Origin of the sequence: Duganella rivi (assembly GCF_009857435.1) — a bacterium.
GTDB lineage: Bacteria > Pseudomonadota > Gammaproteobacteria > Burkholderiales > Burkholderiaceae_D > Rugamonas > Rugamonas rivi.
This window is the reverse complement of record NZ_WWCK01000006.1, coordinates 109196-124720: the sequence shown is the minus strand read 5'-3', so window position 1 is coordinate 124720 and position 15525 is coordinate 109196. Positions and strand designations below refer to the sequence as shown.

Sequence of the window (15525 nt, the reverse complement as noted above, 5' to 3'; positions counted from 1 at the left end):
ACACTGGATCCAACTTTTACAGATTGGATCCAATCTTAACTTACATTTACACAATGATGAGCAATAAATATCCAAATGCGATCAACGAACCGATTTTTTCCTATTTGGCAGGCAGCCCGGAGCGCGCTGCTCTGAAAGCTGAACTCGAAGCGCAGCGCGCTGCCGTGCGCGAGATTCCCGCCATCGTCGGCGGTCAGCGCCTGTTCAGTGGCGTGACTGTGCCGGTGACAGCACCGCACGAACATCAGCTCGTGTTGGGCAAGGTCCACCAAGCCGATAGTGCCGTGGTGCAGCAAGCCATCGATGCCGCGCTGGCCGCGCAGCCGCAGTGGAGCAGCTGGACGCTGGAGCAGCGCGCGGCCGTATTCCTGAAAGCCGCCGACCTGCTGGCCGGCCCATGGCGCCAGCGCCTTAACGCTGCCACCATGCTGGGACAGAGCAAGACCGCGTATCAGGCCGAAATCGATTCGGCCTGCGAGCTGATCGACTTCTTGCGCTTCAATGTGCAGTTTGCGTACGAGATCGCGGCGCAGCAGCCGCTGTCGGCGGCCGGCATCCGCAACCGCTTGGAGTACCGCCCGCTGGAAGGTTTTGTATATGCGGTTACGCCGTTCAACTTCACCGCCATCGGCGGCAACCTCGCGGTGGCGCCTGCGTTGATGGGCAATGTGGTGCTGTGGAAGCCGGCCGCCACTGCCGCCCTGAGTAACTACCTGATCATGGAATTGCTGGAAGAAGCGGGCTTGCCGCCAGGCGTGATCAACTTCGTTCCGGGCGATGCGCAGGCCGTCAGCGCGGCTGCGCTGAACCACCCGTCGCTGGCCGGCGTACATTTCACCGGCTCCACCGCCGTCTTCGATACGATGTGGGGACAGGTGGGCAGCAACGTTTCCAAGTTCCGCAGCTACCCGCGCTTGGTCGGCGAGACCGGCGGCAAGGACTTCGTGCTGGCCCACGCATCGGCCGATGCAGCGGCAGTCGCCACCGGCCTGCTGCGCGGCGCGTTTGAATACCAAGGCCAGAAGTGCAGCGCCGCCTCGCGCGCTTACGTACCGGCTTCGCTGTGGCCTGCCGTGAAAGAACGCCTGCTGCAAGATATCGCCACGATCCGCATGGGCGACGTAGCCGACTTCAGCACCTTCATGGGCGCGGTGATCGACCGCCGCGCTTACGACCGCATTGAGGGCTATTTGGCGAAAGCGCGCGATGATCAATCCGTGACCATCCATGCCGGCGGCCGCGGTGACGACAGTATCGGCTACTTCATTCCGCCGACCCTGATCGAAGTGCAGGATCCGCATCACCCGCTGATGGAAAACGAAATCTTCGGCCCGGTGCTGTCGGTCTATGTGTATGCGGACGCTGAGTGGGACGCCACGCTCAAGCTGGTCGACAGCACGAGCCCTTACGCGCTGACCGGTGCCGTGTTCGCCACCGAGCGCGCCGCGCTGGAGCAGGCCAGCTACGCTTTGCGTAACGCGGCCGGTAATTTCTACGTCAACGACAAGCCGACCGGTGCGGTAGTCGGCCAGCAGCCGTTCGGTGGCGCGCGCCGCAGCGGCACCAACGACAAGGCAGGTTCGGCGCTCAACTTACAGCGCTGGGTATCGCCGCGCACCGTGAAAGAGACTTCGGTGCCGCCGCGCGAATACGCCTACGCCTACATGAGCAACTGAGAGTTTTACCCAGCAGCGTTCGTCCCTCTATAACAAAATCAGGAGTAAGAAATGACTTACAAGAGCAGCTTGTTGTTTGCATTGATGTTGTCCTCAGCCTTGCCCGTGTTGGCGCAGGATCCAATCCGCATGGGCGCGGTGCTGTCGCTGACCGGCGCCAACGCCACCGTGGGCGAAGATGTGCGCCGTGCAGTGGACATGGCGGTGGACAAGGTGAATAGCCAAGGCGGCGTGCTGGGTAAAAAATTCGCCGTGACGGTGGAAGATTCGGGCGGCAATCCAACCACCGCGCTGAATGCAGCGCGTAAGCTGGTGAGCGTGGACAAGGTGCCGGTGGTGATCGGCGAGTACTCGTCCGGCATCAGCATCCCGCTGGGCCAGTACTTGGTAAAGGAAGGCGTGGTGCACATCAATATCGCGTCGACCAGCATCAAGCTGCGCGAACTCGGTGCGACCGCCTACAACGTGATTGGTCTGGAAAACTACGGCAACAAGTTCTCGGCGGCCGATACGTGGGCGCTTGGCTACCGCAAGGTGGCGATCATTGCGCCGAATAATGCGTATGGCCAGGGCGTGGCGAAGGGCTTCAAAGAAGAATTCGAAAAGCTGGGCGGCAAGGTGGTAACGGACGTGCTGTACACCGCCGGCCAATCGACCTATCGCCGCGAGTTGCAGCAGATTGCGCGCAGCGCGCCGGATGCTTACATCTACACGGCCTATGGCCAGGAAGCGTCGATCATCAACCGCGAGGCGTATGAACTGGGCCTGCGTAAGACGCCTTGGTACGGCATCTTGCTTAGCATGTGCCTGTCCGATACGCCGGCTGAAATTGCAGCCGGCCAGTTGGGCATGGAAGTGGGTTCGGTTGATGGCGCGGCAGGCAAGGCGTATGCGGAGACATTCAAAGCGCGCTACAAGGACGGGATGAAAACCTCGTACACCGGCTATGCATACGACGCGATCCTGATGACGGCGGCGGCCATCAACAAGGCCAAGTCCACCGAACCGGCTGCCGTTGCTGCCGCCTTGAAGGAGATCGGCAATAACTACGCTGGCGTTACCGGTGCGATCAGTTTCGACGCGGATCGCCAGCGCCTGAATCCACCCTACGCCAAGCTGAAGTCCGAAGGCGGCAAGGTCGTTCCACGCTAAGCAAAGCTGCGGCACCTAGCCTTGCGGGGCTGGCGCCGCAATGACGGAGATATTTTTAGATGTTCCAATTTTTGATAGACACGCTGGTCCGCACCTCCGACCTTGCGCTGATCGCGCTGGGCCTGAGCATGGTGTACGGGCTGGTGAAGTTCCCCAATATCGCGCACGTTCAATATGCGATGCTGGGCGCATATTTGAGCTACTGGCTGCATGCTGCCGGAGCGCCGCTGGTGCTGGCTGTGCTGCTGTCATGCGCCGCCACCGGTGCATTAACCTTGCTGCTGCACGTGCTGGTGTTCCGCCGCTTACTGGCTTCCGGCCCTGCCATCACCATGATCGGCTCCTTGGCGGTGTCGATGCTGGTGGTTGCGATTACGCTGGGCCTTGCCGGCTCGTTCCCGAAAATGTTCACGCTGCCGATGACCGCACCGCTGGAATTCGGCGAGGTCCGCCTCGGCCACACGCAGCTATACGCGCTGATCGCCACGGCCTTGCTACTGGTGCTGTTTTCGCTGCTGCTGTTTTACACCCGTACCGGCCGCGCCATGCGCGCGCTGTCGTCGAATCGGGCACTCGCCGCAGCATCGGGCTTGAATGCAGAAGGCGTCACCCACCTCGTCAACTTCAGTAGCGGGGCCTTGGCTGCACTGGGCGGCACCATGCTGGCCCTGACCAGCGGCGCCCACGTCAACCTCGGTCACGACATGCTGCTGCCGGTGTTTGCGGCGGCGATTCTCGGTGGCCTAGGCAATCCGCTAGGCGCGGTGGCCGGTGCGCTGCTGATCGCGCTTACCGAAACCGCCGTCACCAATTTGAATTTCGGTCCGCTGCTGGGGCAGGAACTGGCTTTCCTGCCGGTGTCCTATATCAGCGCGGCTTCCTTCCTGATCCTGCTGCTGGCATTGTTGATTAAGCCTTACGGCCTGTTCGACCGCGAGGTGCGACGTGTATGATTTTCTGATTTACTCCGTAACCATCGCGGCCATCTACGGCTTGATGGCGATCGGTCTCAATATGCAGGCCGGCTACGCGGGCTTGCTCAACTTCGGCCACATCGCCTTCGCTGGCGTTGGCGCATACGCGACCGCGATTTTGACGGCGGCCGGCTATCCGCCGCTGGCCGGCATGGCTGCCGGCGTACTGGTGGCCGTGGCGTTGGGCTGGTGCATAGCGCGCCTTGGCCGCAAGCTGGCTTCCGACTACTGGGGCATCGCCACGCTGGCGATTGCGGAAATCCTGCGCACCGTCGCCACCAATGAAGAATGGCTGACCGGCGGCGCGCAAGGCATTAGCGCCGTGCCTGCGCTGTTCGGCAATCTGGCTAAACCGTGGGGCGGTCTGGCTTTCCTCGCGCTGGTGCTGGCGATTCTTGCGGCCGGCGCTGTCGCCGCCAACCGGGTCGGCAATGGCCGCTTCGGCCGCGCGCTGCGCTTGATGCGCGAACAGCCGCAGCTCGCATCGTGCATGGGCTACAACCTGCGTACGCTGAAAACGCGCGCCATCATGTCCGGTGCGGCCATCACGGCGCTGGGCGGTTCGCTGTACGCGCACTACATGAGCTTTGCCGGCCCGGACTACCTGCTATCGTCCGAGACCTTCCTGCTGTGGACCATGCTGCTGATCGGCGGCATGGGCAACATGTGGGGCGTGCTACTCGGCGTGGTGCTGGTGCAGGCTGCATATGCGCTGGTGCCGTTTGCGAAAGATGCGTTCCACTTCAGTTCCGATTTGTCGGGCGCTCTGCGTCTCGGTTTGATCGGTGCGATTTTACTGGCGTCGCTGTTGTGGCGCAGCGAAGGACTGGTTCCAGAAAAAGTAAGGAAGATGCCATGACTAACACTACTCCTCTGCTGCGTGTACAGTCGCTGGCCAAGGCATTTGGCGGTAACAAGGTGCTGCAAAATGTGAGCTTTGACATCCAGCCCGGTGAGATCGTTGGCCTGCTTGGGCCTAACGGTTCCGGCAAAAGCACGCTGCTCAACATCATCACCGGTTTTGAGAGCGCGGACCGAGGCGTGATTGCATATCGCGGCAACGCGATTCAAACCCTGCCTGCGCACCGCATCGTGGAAGCGGGCATCGCCCGCACCTTCCAGCTGCCGGCCATGCCGGAAAAGATGTCGGTGATGGAGGTGGCCATGGCCGCGTCCACCACCCATCACGGTTTCTGGGAAACACTGCTGGGCACCGGCGGCGTGCGCGCCGCCGAGCGCCAGGCGCACGCCAAGGCCACGGCGCTGCTGCACGAACTGCTGCTGGCGCACGTGCGCGATCTTCCTGCATCGGCCTTGTCGGGCGGGCAGAAGAAACTGCTAGGCATCGTCTGCGCACTGATGGGCGCCCCTAAGATGGTATTCCTCGATGAGCCGACGGCGGGCGTGCACCCAAACCTGCGCAACGACATTGTGTCCGCGCTCAAGCGTTTGAACCAGCAAGGCATGACGCTGGTGATCGTGGAGCACGACATGCACTTCATCCGCGAAGTGTGCAGCCGCTGCATCGTACTTGATCGCGGGCATATCGTCGCCAGTTGCTGCCCGGACGAACTGTCGTCCAATGAACGTGTGCTGCAAGCCTATCTGGGCGGCGGCGCGGAAAATGATGCGGTGTTGGAGAAGCAGGCATGATCGTTGTTGATAAGGTAGTCGCCGGTTATTCGGCGGAGGTGGATATCCTCAAGGGCATGACGTTGCGCGCAGAGCAGGGCGAAATCGTCACGCTGCTTGGACCTAATGGTTGCGGCAAGTCGACGCTGTTGAAAACCATTGCCGGTTTTCTGCGTCCGCGCAGCGGCAGCATCACGCTCAAGGGCGCGGATGTGTCGGCGCTGCCGGTGCATCACAAGATACGCCATTGCGGCATCGGCTTTGTGCCGCAGACGGAGAATATCTTCAGCGCCTTGACCATCCGCGAGAATCTACTGGTGGGCGGGCATTATATGAATAAGGCGGATTGCGCGGCGCGCATGGCGGAGTTGTGCACGCTGTATCCGATCTTGCACCGCAAATTCAATGACCCGGCGGCATCGATGTCGGGCGGCGAGCGGCAGATCTTGGCGCTGGCGCGGGCGTTGATGCCGCGTCCAGGCTTGCTGCTGCTGGATGAACCGTCGGCTGGCTTGTCGCCCAAGGTGTTGAAGGAAGTGTTCCAAGCCATCGTTACCGTCAATAAGGAGGAGGGCGTGACGATGCTGATGGTGGAGCAGAATGCGATTGAGGCGTTGCGCATGTCGGACCGGGCTTACGTGTTGTCTATGGGAGCGGTGGCGCTGCATGGCGATGCGGATCAGCTGATGGATGATCCACAGGTGCGTGAGCTGTATTTGGGCGGCCGGGCGGCGTAAGTCAACATGGCGAAACGCGAGGGTCTGCACCTGATACGTGGCGCGCGCGCCGGAAGCGCCGACGCGCAGTTGGCCTTGGCGCGCTGTTATCTAGATGGTGCTGCGGGCCTGCCGGCGAATTTGCCGACGGCTTTGTATTGGCTGGAGCGCGCCGCGCAACAGGATTGCGCGGAGGCGTCCTTGCTCATGGTCGACGCGCGCCGCAAGCTGGCCGAGCATCAGGCACAAGCCGTGCAGGCGGCGCCGATGACGGCGGACTCGCTGGAACAGGCATGGCAGGATGGCGAGTACCTGACCTATCTAGCGCACACCCTGCCACGTGCCCGCGCGCTGTGGAAAACCCATGGTATTCCGCAGCGCCGTACGGCCGCGGAGGGGCCGCTGTTGCTGCCGGTGGCAGATGCACGGCTGATGACGCGTTGCGGGCTAGGCTTGCAGTCGGCCGGTGCTGCGGCAGGCGCGGACGCCGCAGCGGAAATGTATCGCTACTTTCAACTGGCTGCGCGCAGCGGCGACGCCGAGGCGCAGTTGGCGCTTGGCCTGCTGCTGGCCCGCATGGGACCAGATGGCCGCCGCTTGCTCGATTCGCCGCACCGCGTGAACAGCAAGCTGGCAGTGCGTTGGATGACGCAGGCCGGCAATCAAGGCATGTCGCAAGCGTGGTTTATGCTGGCGCGCTTGCACAGCCGCTGCGATCTCGCGCAGCGCAGTCCGGCCGATGTCGATGCCTGCCTAGAAAAAGCCGCCGCCCTCGGCCACGTCGAAGCGCAACTCGAATGCGGCGCCCGCGCATGGCGTGCACGCGGTGCCGCGCCAGACAACGATGTGCGTGCTGCGTACTGGCTACTCCTGGCTGCCAAACAGGGCTGCGCCAGCGCCGCCGCACTGCTGCGCAAAGTTTCACCAGCGCGCGGCGCACGGCAATGGACCCAGCCGCCGCCACCGCCGCAAGATGGCACGCACCGCTTGGCTGATTGTGAAGTGATGCTGTCCGCGCGGTTGGAATTGGCAGCGCAATTCAACCTCTCGCGCGTGGAGACGTTAATGATCGATCCGTCGGAGGCGGACCACGGCCATTGCCTCGTGCTGCGTATTTACGGCGCGTATGGCCGCAGCAAGCGCCGGCTGGTGCTGGTGCAGACCGACGCCCAGCGCGAAGTGCTGGACCGCGTCTCGCGCTTATTCCGCAATATCGACTGTGGCCCGGACGGCCCGGAAGGTAGCTACCGCAAGCGCCTCTACCGTCTCAACGCCCGCTGCCGTGCAACCGTTTAAGCCGCGCCCTCGACACAATTACGGCCTTTGCGTTTAGCGCGGTACAGCGCCAGGTCGGCCGCATGCAGCAGATCGTCCAGCGCCGCTTGCGGGCCGCAGGGGCTGGCGACGCCGAAGCTGGCGGTCACGCGCAGGATATGGCCGTCGGTCAGTGTCAATGGCTCTTGCGCGATGGCGTTGCGCAGCCGCTCGGCCAGCACCCACGCATCATGGGTGATGTGCGCCAGCATCCCCAGCACCAGCAACGCCAGCACGGCGGTGGACAAGCTGAGCAGGCGCGAGAGTTTCATGAAAATAGTTGAAGGCTTTTACTAGAGTCAATATGCCACAAAGCAAACTCCAGCGGGAGGCTGATGATACAATGCCCGCCTCGCGTCGCTGCCTTTGCGTGGACAGGATGCAAAGTTTGAATGATTACTATCGAGGGAAGAAGACTATGCAACGTATTATGCTGCGCTCCAAGCTGCACCGCGTGACGGTGACCCAGGCCGACCTGAACTACGAAGGCTCGTGCGGGATCGACGTGGATCTGCTGGAAGCGGCCGACATCAAGGTCAACGAGCAGATCGAACTGTATAACGTGAACAACGGTGAGCGCTTTGCCACCTACGCTATTCCTGGCAAGCGCGGCAGCGGCGAGATTTCGCTGAACGGCGCCGCCGCCCGCAAGGCGCAGCTGGGCGACCTGCTGATCATCTGCACCTACGGCCCGATGACCGACCAGGAAATCGAGACCCACGTGCCGAAGCTGGTGTTCGTCGATGAAAACAACAAAATCAAAAGCGTGAAGAAGTAATTCAGGCTGACCCAAAACGAAAGGCGCTCCATGGAGCGCCTTTCGTTTTTTTTAAGTACAGCTGTTTTTATTTGCTGCCGTCCTGGCGCAGCAATTGCGACATGTACTGCGGCGTGATGCCGAGGAAAGACGCCACCACCTTCTGCGAAATGCGCTGCTCCAGGCCCGGATATTCGCGGCGGAAGGCGTTCAGGCGGCCCTGTGCCGGCGAGGCGTTCAGGTACAGGCGGCGGCTTTGTTCCATGATGCTGTTCTGCGCCGCGGCCAGGTAGTAGTCGCGCAAGTGGCTGTTCTGCTGGTAGGCCGCGCTCACTTCCGCCCAGTCCAGGCGGTAGCCGTGCAGCGCGGTTTCGGCCACCACGAAGTTCATGGCCGGCTGGGCATCGCGCGCGCGCAACAGATCGTCGTGCGCCGCTACTGGCTCGCCGTCGGTCTGGAAGTGCAGCGTGACTTCGTTGCCGGTCTCGGTGATGAAGCCGGTGCGCGCCACGCCGCTATGCAGCCAGTGCACATACTGCGCCGGCACGCCGATGCGCTGCAGGTACTCGCCCTTGCGCAGGCTGAATGGCGTCGCCAATGGCGCCAGCAGGCGCGAGGCTTCATCGTACAGTTCGGGAGTGACGCCGTAGCGGCGGGATACGACTTCGCGGTATTTGGCGCGGTGTTCTAGGAATGCGTTGCTCATGACTCAGTGGTTTAGGAGTGCGGATGGCCGAACGGACAATGTTGTATTTCAAATCCAGCTATGTAAACGTCCGTACAAGTGTAATTCGAAAGTGTAAACGTTTTCACACGAGCTGGTGCAATATTTGTTGCAGATTAGAATGGAAATTAAAATATATTTTAAACTTCAAGCAGTTGAACAAGTGTTCAAGTAGTGCAGTTCGCATCAGGTTCGCGTTACTATTGAAGAACAATTTGATAGAGGAGGCGGGCATGAAAATCTCTGATCTCAGCATCGGCAGGCGGATGTCTTTCGGCTTTGCCGTCATCCTCGCCATCCTTATCCTGAATACCGGCCTGGGCATATATCGCCTGCAAGGTGTGGCCGAAGCGACACGCGCCATGATGGCGCTGCCGCTGGCGAAGGAGCGCCTGATCTCGGATTGGTATCGCGTGGTGTTCTCCGGTATCCGCCGCACCACGGCGGTGGCCAAGAGCGCCGACCCGTCGCTGGCCACGTTCTTTGCCGAGGAGGCCAAGGCCACCACCACCTACGCGCAAGGCCTGATCAAGAAGATCGAGGAATTGTCCAACGAAGGCGACAAGCCCTTGATGGCCGAGCTGGTCGAGACGCGCAAGACCTACGTCAGCTCGCGCGACGGCTTGATGAAAGCCAAGGCGGCCGGCGATGCCGCCGAGGCCACCCGCCTGCTGGAACAAGTGTACCTGCCCGCGTCCAAGGTGTACGAAGGCATGCTGCAGCGTATCCTCGATCACCAGCGCAAGGAAATCGACGCCGCCGCCAAGAAGATTGAGGACGTAGCCGAGCAGAGCCGCAACCAACTGGTATTACTGGCCTTGCTGGTGGTGGCGTTCGGCGTCAGCTTCGCGTGGTGGCTGACCACCGGCATCACGCGTCCCATCAACGAGGCCGTGGCGCTGGCGGAATGCGTGGCGGAAGGCGACCTGGTCGACCATAGCCACCGCTCGCCCAGCGACTACAGCAAGGATGAGCCGGGCAAGCTGCTGCATGCGCTGAGCCGCATGTCGAGCGGACTGGTACGCATCGTCGGCGATGTGCGCAATGGCACCGACACCATCACCACCGCCTCGTCGGAAATCGCGGCCGGCAATATGGACTTGTCGTCGCGCACCGAGCAGCAGGCCAGCTCGCTGGAAGAAACCGCCTCGTCGATGGAAGAGTTGACCACCACCGTCAAGCAGAACGCCGAGAATGCGCGCCAGGCCAACCAGCTGGCCGCCAATGCGGCCGAGGTGGCGCAGCGCGGCGGCGCCGTGGTGTCGGATGTGGTGCAGACCATGGCTTCCATCGATGAGTCGTCGAAAAAAATTGTCGACATCATCGGCGTGATCGACGGCATCGCGTTCCAGACCAATATCCTGGCCTTGAACGCGGCGGTGGAAGCGGCGCGCGCCGGTGAGCAGGGACGCGGCTTTGCCGTGGTGGCCTCCGAGGTGCGCAGCCTGGCGCAGCGCTCGGCCAGCGCCGCCAAGGAAATCAAGGTGCTGATCGACGACTCGGTCGGCAAGGTGGAAGCGGGCACGCGGCTGGTGGGGCAAGCGGGCAGCACCATGGAGGAAGTGGTGTCGAGCATCCGCCGCGTTACCGCCATCGTCGGCGAGATCAGCAACGCCAGCATCGAGCAGACCCACGGCATCGAGCAAATCAACCTGGCGATTTCGCAAATGGATCACGTCACGCAGCAGAACGCGGCGCTGGTGGAACAGGCCGCCGCAGCTGCGGGATCGATGCAGGAACAGGCCGCCAGGCTGGCCGATGCGGTCAGCATTTTCAAGCTGGAGGATGCTGCGCCACAGCGCCCGGCCTTGCGCGGCGCAGTGCGCCGGCAACTGGCTTAGCCGTCTCGGTTGTATTGGTGCAACAGCCTTAGTAATCGCTACTGGATGATGATCCGGTGGCGTATTTCTGCGCTACAGTTGGATACCCGGAGGCGCGGCCTGAGCGGCGCCCGGACACTACAGTGGGGTGGCATCCAGTGAATAATCAAAGCATGCTGAGTAGCAAAATGCTAGTACCGTTTGGCTTCGCCATTGCCGGCGCCTTGGGCACCGTGGTGGCAGGCTGGAGCGCGTGGGGTTGGTACACGCTGATCTGGGCCGTGCTGTTGTTGGGCGCCGCCGCATGGCTGACGCGCGATTCTGGTTTCAGTCCGGTTAGCGCTACCGGCGACAATGCCATGATCGACGACTACCTCGCGGCGCGCCAGCACTTCGGCGAGACAGTGCTGCCGGTGTGGTGCCGGCACATTGAAAACTCGCGCAGCCAGATGGAAGATGCGGTGTCCGACCTGGCGTCGCGCTTTTCCAACATCGTCGATAAATTGGACAACGCGGTGCACGTCTCCAGCGCCAACAACCAGGACGGCGCATCGATCACCGAGGTGTTCGCGCACAGCGAGCAGCGGCTTGGCTCGGTGGTCAAGTCGATGAAATCAGCGATGTCCTCCAAGCAGGCCATGCTGGCGCAAATCAAGGATCTGGAACGCTTCACGCGCGAGCTGCGCGGCATGGCTGAAGGCGTGGCCAGCATCGCGGCGCAAACCAATCTGCTGGCGCTGAACGCGGCGATTGAAGCGGCACGCGCCGGCCCCGCAGGCCGCGGCTTCGCGGTGGTGGCCCAGGAAGTGCGCCAGCTGTCGATGCGCTCCGCCGAAACCGGCAAGGAAATCACCAACCGCGTGGGCTTGATCAGCAGCGCAATTCTGGCTGCCAGCCAGGCGGCCGACCAGTCCAGCGAGGCGGAAGACAAGTCGATGCAGTCGGCCGAGGGCATGATCGATGCGGTGCTCAGCGCATTCCGCGGCATCACCGACGCGCTGGTGCAATCGTCCGAACTGCTCAAGCAAGAGAGTATCGGCATACAAGGCGAAGTAGGCGAGGCGCTGGTGCAGCTGCAATTCCAGGACCGCGTCAGCCAGGTGATGGCGCACGTGCGCGAGAACATGGAGCACTTCCCCGGACTGCTGGCCGAGAACCGCGAGATCTATGCCTCCAGCGGCGTGCTGGCGCCGCTCGATCCAGACCGCTTACTGCACGAACTGCAGAAGACCTACGCCATGGCGGAAGAACACGCCGTGCACAGTGGCGTCAAGAATGCGGCGCCCGCCGCAGCGGAAGCCGACGAGATTACTTTTTTCTGAAGGTAGGTAAAACATGGCAAAAACCATCATGGTGGTCGACGATTCGGCCTCTTTGCGGCAGGTTGTCGGCATCGCACTGAAGGGCGCGGGTTACGATGTGATCGAGGGACGCGACGGCGTCGACGCGCTGTCCAAGTGCACTGGCCAGAAAATTCATCTGGTGGTGTGCGACGTGAATATGCCGAACATGGACGGCATCACCTTCGTCAAGGAATTCAAGCAGCTGCCGCTGTATAAATTCACGCCGGTGATCATGCTCACCACCGAATCGGCCGAGGGTAAGAAGGAAGAAGGCAAGGCGGCCGGCGCCAAGGCGTGGGTGGTCAAGCCGTTCAAGCCGGAAGTCCTGCTGGGCGCCGTTGCCAAGCTAGTGCTGCCATAATTCTTTTTACGCCACGGAGGCTGCGATGTCTGAAGATGTCACACGCATTTCCATAGCCGGCGAGATGACGATCTACCGCGCCGCCGATTTGAAAGTCACTGTGCTCGACGCGCTGCGCAAGACGCGCGTGCTGGAAATCGATTTGTCCGGCGTGACGGAGCTGGACACCGCAGGCCTGCAGGTGCTGATGCTGGCCAAGCAGACCGCCGCCGCCGACCAGCGCGAGCTGCGCCTGTTGCAGCACAGCCCCGCCGTAGTAGAGATTATCGAGATGCTGGACCTGGTCGCCTTCTTCGGCGACGCCGTGCTGATACACGCCTGACCAAGGGAGTGGCCATGAATCTGGACGAAGCACTACAGACTTTTATCGCCGAGAGCCGCGAGCTGCTGGAAGAAATGGAAAACGCGCTGCTCAACGTTGATCTGGCGGGCGATCAGGACGAAGCAATCAACGCCATCTTCCGCGCCGCCCACACCATCAAGGGCTCGGCGGGCTTGTTCAGCCTTGATCACATAGTGGCTTTCACCCACGTAGTAGAAAGCTTGCTCGACAAGGTGCGTGACGGCAGTGTTAAGCTCAATGACGAAATGGTGGTGCTGCTGCTTTCCTGCTGCGACTACCTGACCGGCATGGTCAACGGCTTGGCCGCCGGCCAACACGAACAAGATCCCGACACCGCGCCGGAAGGCGAGATGCTGCAACAGCAACTGCGCCGCCACATGGACGGCGAGGCCGCGCCAACGGTGGTGCCGGCGGTGCACGCGGAACCTAGCGTGGAGCGCATCGACAATGAACGCGGCGATAGCGACTACTGGCATATCTCGCTGCGCTTCGGCCGCATCGTGCTGCAGAACGGCATGGATCCGATCGCCTTCCTGCGCTACTTGGGCAAGCTGGGACGCATCGTCGGCATCGCCACCATACCGGACGCGCTGCCGCCGGCCGAGGAGATGGATGCAGAGCTGTGCTACCTCGGTTTCGAGATCGCCTTCGATAGCACCGCCGACCGCGAGGCGATTGCCGGCGTGTTCGAGTTCGTGCAGGAAGACTGCGAGATCCGCATCATTCCGCCACACAGCAAGGTCTCGGAATACGTCAACTTGATCCGCGCCTTGCCGGAGCACGATGTGCGCCTCGGCGAGATACTGGTCCGCTGCGGCAGCGTCACGCAGCAAGAGCTGGACGGCGCGCTGGAACAGCAGTCGCACAAGGAAGAAGACACGCCGGCGCAGCAGCTGGGCAGCATCCTGGTCGGCGCGGGCAACGTGCCGCCGGTGGTGGTGGAAGCGGCGCTGGCCAAGCAAAAGCAGGTCAGCGAGCAGAAGGCGCAGGAAAGCCGCTCTATCCGCGTCGATTCCGACAAGCTTGATAAGCTGATCGATCTGGTGGGCGAACTGATTATCGCCGGCGCGCGCGCCAATATGATAGGCCAGCATATTCAAAACACCGAGCTGCTGGAGTGTACCTCGACCCTGACTGGCCTGGTGGAAGACGTGCGCGATGCCGCGCTGGAACTGCGCATGGTGAAAATCGGCGCGACCTTCAACCGCTTCCAGCGCGTGGTACACGACGTCGCGCGTGAACTGGGCAAGGACATCGGCCTGATTGTCGATGGCGAGGACTCTGAGCTTGATAAAACCGTGGTCGAGAAAATCGGCGACCCGCTGATGCACCTGGTGCGCAACGCAATGGACCACGGCATCGAACCGGCCGAGGTGCGCATCGCTGCCGGCAAGTCGGCCAAGGGCATGATCAAGCTGAACGCCTTCCACGAATCGGGCAGCATTGTGATTGAAGTGAGCGATGACGGCGGCGGCCTGCGCAAGGAAAAAATCCTCGCCAAGGCCGTCGAGCGCGGGCTGGTGGACGCCGATCGCAAGCTGACCGACAGCGAAATCTACAACCTGATTTTCGAAGCCGGCTTCTCGACGGCGGAGAAGATCACCAACCTGTCCGGACGCGGCGTCGGCATGGACGTGGTCAAGCGGAATATCCAGGCGCTGCGCGGCAGCGTAGACGTCAGCAGCAAGGAAGGACAGGGCACCACGGTGACTGTGCGGCTGCCGCTAACGCTGGCCATCATCGACGGCTTCCTGGTGCAGGTGGGATCGTCGGTGTTCGTCATCCCGCTCGACATGATCGAAGAGTGCATCGAGTACGCCACCGAGCCGGGACAGGACTACACCAATCTGCGCGGCCAGGTGCTGCCGCTGGTGCGCTTGCGTGAACTGTTCCGCGTCGGCGGCACCGCCACGCGGCGCGAGAGCATTGTGGTGCTCAAATTCGGCAACCACCGCGCCGGGCTGGTAGTCGATACGTTGCTGGGCGAATTCCAGACTGTGATCAAGCCGCTGAGCCCTATGTTCAGTGAAGTGAAGTGCATCAGCGGTTCCACTATCCTGGGCAGCGGCGAGGTAGCGCTGATCCTGGATGTCGCAGCCCTGATGCATACCGTCGGTGGCAAGGGCCCTGTGGCCCTTGCAGCGTAGAGAGGAAAACATGAGTGCCGCAATCGACGCCAATGTAGTCACCTATGGAAGCAGCGCCATCGTCGCGCTGCAAAGCGGCGCTGCGCTGCCTAGCCAATTCCTCACCTTCATGCTGGGCGAGGAGCAGTATGCGGTCGGCATTTTGCACATCAAGGAGATCATCGAGTACGGCAGCCTGGCCACCGTGCCAATGATGCCCGAGTGTGTGCGCGGCGTGATCAACCTGCGCGGCGCGGTGGTGCCGGTGATGGACTTGTCGGCCCGTTTCGGTCGCGCGCAAAGCACCATCGGCAAGCGTAGCTGCATCGTCATCGTTGAAACCGACGGCGAAGAGGGGGAGGGCAAGCAGGTGCTCGGCATGCTGGTGGATGCGGTCAACGCGGTGGTGGAAATTGCCGCTACCGATATCGAGCCGGCGCCCACTTTCGGCACCCGCATCCGGCCCGACTTCATTGCCGGCATGGGTAAATACAACGGCCGCTTCGTGATCTTGCTCGATATCGAACACGTGCTGTCGAGCGAGGAAATCGTCGAGATGGCGCGCGGCACCGCCGCCGTTGCATGAC

The 15525-nt window shown here is 62.0% G+C and carries 16 protein-coding genes; 14 read left to right on the top strand and 2 right to left on the bottom strand.

Annotated elements, in window-relative coordinates:
* Positions 1 to 56 precede the first annotated feature (56 nt).
* Genes pruA through GTP45_RS20085 form a run of 7 tightly spaced genes read left to right on the top strand, consistent with a single transcriptional unit; the run spans position 57 to position 7446 of the window.
* The gene (pruA, locus tag GTP45_RS20115) at positions 57 to 1676 is read left to right on the top strand and encodes an L-glutamate gamma-semialdehyde dehydrogenase (protein WP_161016150.1); all 1620 of its coding nucleotides are present in this window, start codon (positions 57 to 59) and stop codon (positions 1674 to 1676) included.
* 51 nt (positions 1677 to 1727) lie between these two features.
* Positions 1728 to 2828, top strand: coding sequence for an ABC transporter substrate-binding protein (locus GTP45_RS20110; protein ID WP_161015654.1), 1101 nt, complete (start codon positions 1728 to 1730; stop codon positions 2826 to 2828).
* A 59-nt stretch (positions 2829 to 2887) separates the two neighbouring features.
* The gene (locus GTP45_RS20105; RefSeq protein WP_161015653.1) at positions 2888 to 3781 is read left to right on the top strand and encodes a branched-chain amino acid ABC transporter permease; all 894 of its coding nucleotides are present in this window, start codon (positions 2888 to 2890) and stop codon (positions 3779 to 3781) included.
* Positions 3774 to 4661 carry a branched-chain amino acid ABC transporter permease gene (locus GTP45_RS20100; protein WP_161015652.1) on the top strand — a complete coding sequence of 296 codons (888 nt, stop codon included), beginning with the start codon at positions 3774 to 3776 and terminating at the stop codon, positions 4659 to 4661. The genes GTP45_RS20105 and GTP45_RS20100 overlap by 8 nt, the downstream gene beginning before the upstream one ends.
* A complete protein-coding gene (locus GTP45_RS20095) occupies positions 4658 to 5455 on the top strand; it encodes an ABC transporter ATP-binding protein (protein ID WP_161015651.1) in 798 nt (265 codons plus the stop codon). Before GTP45_RS20100 ends, GTP45_RS20095 begins: the two co-directional genes overlap by 4 nt.
* Positions 5452 to 6171, top strand: coding sequence for an ABC transporter ATP-binding protein (locus GTP45_RS20090; protein WP_161015650.1), 720 nt, complete (start codon positions 5452 to 5454; stop codon positions 6169 to 6171). Before GTP45_RS20095 ends, GTP45_RS20090 begins: the two co-directional genes overlap by 4 nt.
* 6 nt (positions 6172 to 6177) lie before the next feature.
* Entirely contained in the window at positions 6178 to 7446 is a 1269-nt protein-coding gene (locus tag GTP45_RS20085; protein WP_161015649.1) for an SEL1-like repeat protein, read from the top strand.
* Here the strand turns inward: GTP45_RS20085 and GTP45_RS20080 are convergent.
* Positions 7443 to 7736 (bottom strand): diguanylate cyclase, encoded by a 294-nt coding sequence (locus tag GTP45_RS20080; protein WP_229258561.1) that lies wholly within the window; start codon positions 7734 to 7736, stop codon positions 7443 to 7445. The two genes, GTP45_RS20085 and GTP45_RS20080, sit on opposite strands and share 4 nt — an antisense overlap.
* A 146-nt stretch (positions 7737 to 7882) precedes the next feature.
* Here GTP45_RS20080 and panD point away from each other — a divergent pair, with 146 nt between their 5' ends.
* Complete coding sequence (gene panD, locus GTP45_RS20075; RefSeq protein ID WP_161015648.1) at positions 7883 to 8242, top strand: aspartate 1-decarboxylase; 360 nt, start codon at positions 7883 to 7885, stop codon at positions 8240 to 8242.
* A gap of 67 nt (positions 8243 to 8309) precedes the next feature.
* Here the strand turns inward: panD and GTP45_RS20070 are convergent, their stop codons facing one another.
* A complete protein-coding gene (locus tag GTP45_RS20070) occupies positions 8310 to 8927 on the bottom strand; it encodes a Crp/Fnr family transcriptional regulator (RefSeq protein WP_229258560.1) in 618 nt (205 codons plus the stop codon).
* 251 nt (positions 8928 to 9178) lie between these two features.
* On the opposite strand from GTP45_RS20070, the gene GTP45_RS20065 reads away from it, so the two are divergent.
* From GTP45_RS20065 to GTP45_RS20040, 6 genes are all read left to right on the top strand, one after another.
* On the top strand, positions 9179 to 10786 hold the full coding sequence (locus GTP45_RS20065) for a methyl-accepting chemotaxis protein (protein ID WP_161015647.1): 1608 nt from the start codon (positions 9179 to 9181) through the stop codon (positions 10784 to 10786).
* A 167-nt stretch (positions 10787 to 10953) separates the two neighbouring features.
* Positions 10954 to 12087 (top strand): methyl-accepting chemotaxis protein, encoded by a 1134-nt coding sequence (locus tag GTP45_RS20060; RefSeq protein WP_229258559.1) that lies wholly within the window; start codon positions 10954 to 10956, stop codon positions 12085 to 12087.
* Between the two features lie 13 nt (positions 12088 to 12100).
* Entirely contained in the window at positions 12101 to 12469 is a 369-nt protein-coding gene (locus GTP45_RS20055; protein ID WP_161015645.1) for a response regulator, read from the top strand.
* Positions 12470 to 12494: 25 nt separating this feature from the next.
* Complete coding sequence (locus tag GTP45_RS20050) at positions 12495 to 12791, top strand: STAS domain-containing protein (RefSeq protein ID WP_161015644.1); 297 nt, start codon at positions 12495 to 12497, stop codon at positions 12789 to 12791.
* Positions 12792 to 12805: 14 nt separating this feature from the next.
* Positions 12806 to 14959 (top strand): chemotaxis protein CheA, encoded by a 2154-nt coding sequence (locus tag GTP45_RS20045; protein WP_161015643.1) that lies wholly within the window; start codon positions 12806 to 12808, stop codon positions 14957 to 14959.
* Between the two features lie 10 nt (positions 14960 to 14969).
* On the top strand, positions 14970 to 15524 hold the full coding sequence (locus GTP45_RS20040; protein WP_161015642.1) for a chemotaxis protein CheW: 555 nt from the start codon (positions 14970 to 14972) through the stop codon (positions 15522 to 15524).
* Position 15525: the final 1 nt, after the last annotated feature.

What these genes read in the sequence shown, in the direction of transcription:
- GTP45_RS20050 (WP_161015644.1), top strand. Translation starts at nt 12,495, where the DNA reads ATGTCTGAAGATGTCACACGCATTTCCATAGCCGGCGAGATGACGATC.
- panD (WP_161015648.1), top strand. Translation starts at nt 7,883, where the DNA reads ATGCAACGTATTATGCTGCGCTCCAAGCTGCACCGCGTGACGGTGACC.
- GTP45_RS20085 (WP_161015649.1), top strand. Translation starts at nt 6,178, where the DNA reads ATGGCGAAACGCGAGGGTCTGCACCTGATACGTGGCGCGCGCGCCGGA.
- GTP45_RS20090 (WP_161015650.1), top strand. Translation starts at nt 5,452, where the DNA reads ATGATCGTTGTTGATAAGGTAGTCGCCGGTTATTCGGCGGAGGTGGAT.
- GTP45_RS20080 (WP_229258561.1), bottom strand. Translation starts at nt 7,736, where the DNA reads ATGAAACTCTCGCGCCTGCTCAGCTTGTCCACCGCCGTGCTGGCGTTG.
- GTP45_RS20055 (WP_161015645.1), top strand. Translation starts at nt 12,101, where the DNA reads ATGGCAAAAACCATCATGGTGGTCGACGATTCGGCCTCTTTGCGGCAG.
- GTP45_RS20045 (WP_161015643.1), top strand. Translation starts at nt 12,806, where the DNA reads ATGAATCTGGACGAAGCACTACAGACTTTTATCGCCGAGAGCCGCGAG.
- GTP45_RS20095 (WP_161015651.1), top strand. Translation starts at nt 4,658, where the DNA reads ATGACTAACACTACTCCTCTGCTGCGTGTACAGTCGCTGGCCAAGGCA.
- pruA (WP_161016150.1), top strand. Translation starts at nt 57, where the DNA reads ATGAGCAATAAATATCCAAATGCGATCAACGAACCGATTTTTTCCTAT.
- GTP45_RS20065 (WP_161015647.1), top strand. Translation starts at nt 9,179, where the DNA reads ATGAAAATCTCTGATCTCAGCATCGGCAGGCGGATGTCTTTCGGCTTT.
- GTP45_RS20105 (WP_161015653.1), top strand. Translation starts at nt 2,888, where the DNA reads ATGTTCCAATTTTTGATAGACACGCTGGTCCGCACCTCCGACCTTGCG.
- GTP45_RS20110 (WP_161015654.1), top strand. Translation starts at nt 1,728, where the DNA reads ATGACTTACAAGAGCAGCTTGTTGTTTGCATTGATGTTGTCCTCAGCC.
- GTP45_RS20060 (WP_229258559.1), top strand. Translation starts at nt 10,954, where the DNA reads ATGCTAGTACCGTTTGGCTTCGCCATTGCCGGCGCCTTGGGCACCGTG.
- GTP45_RS20070 (WP_229258560.1), bottom strand. Translation starts at nt 8,927, where the DNA reads ATGAGCAACGCATTCCTAGAACACCGCGCCAAATACCGCGAAGTCGTA.
- GTP45_RS20040 (WP_161015642.1), top strand. Translation starts at nt 14,970, where the DNA reads ATGAGTGCCGCAATCGACGCCAATGTAGTCACCTATGGAAGCAGCGCC.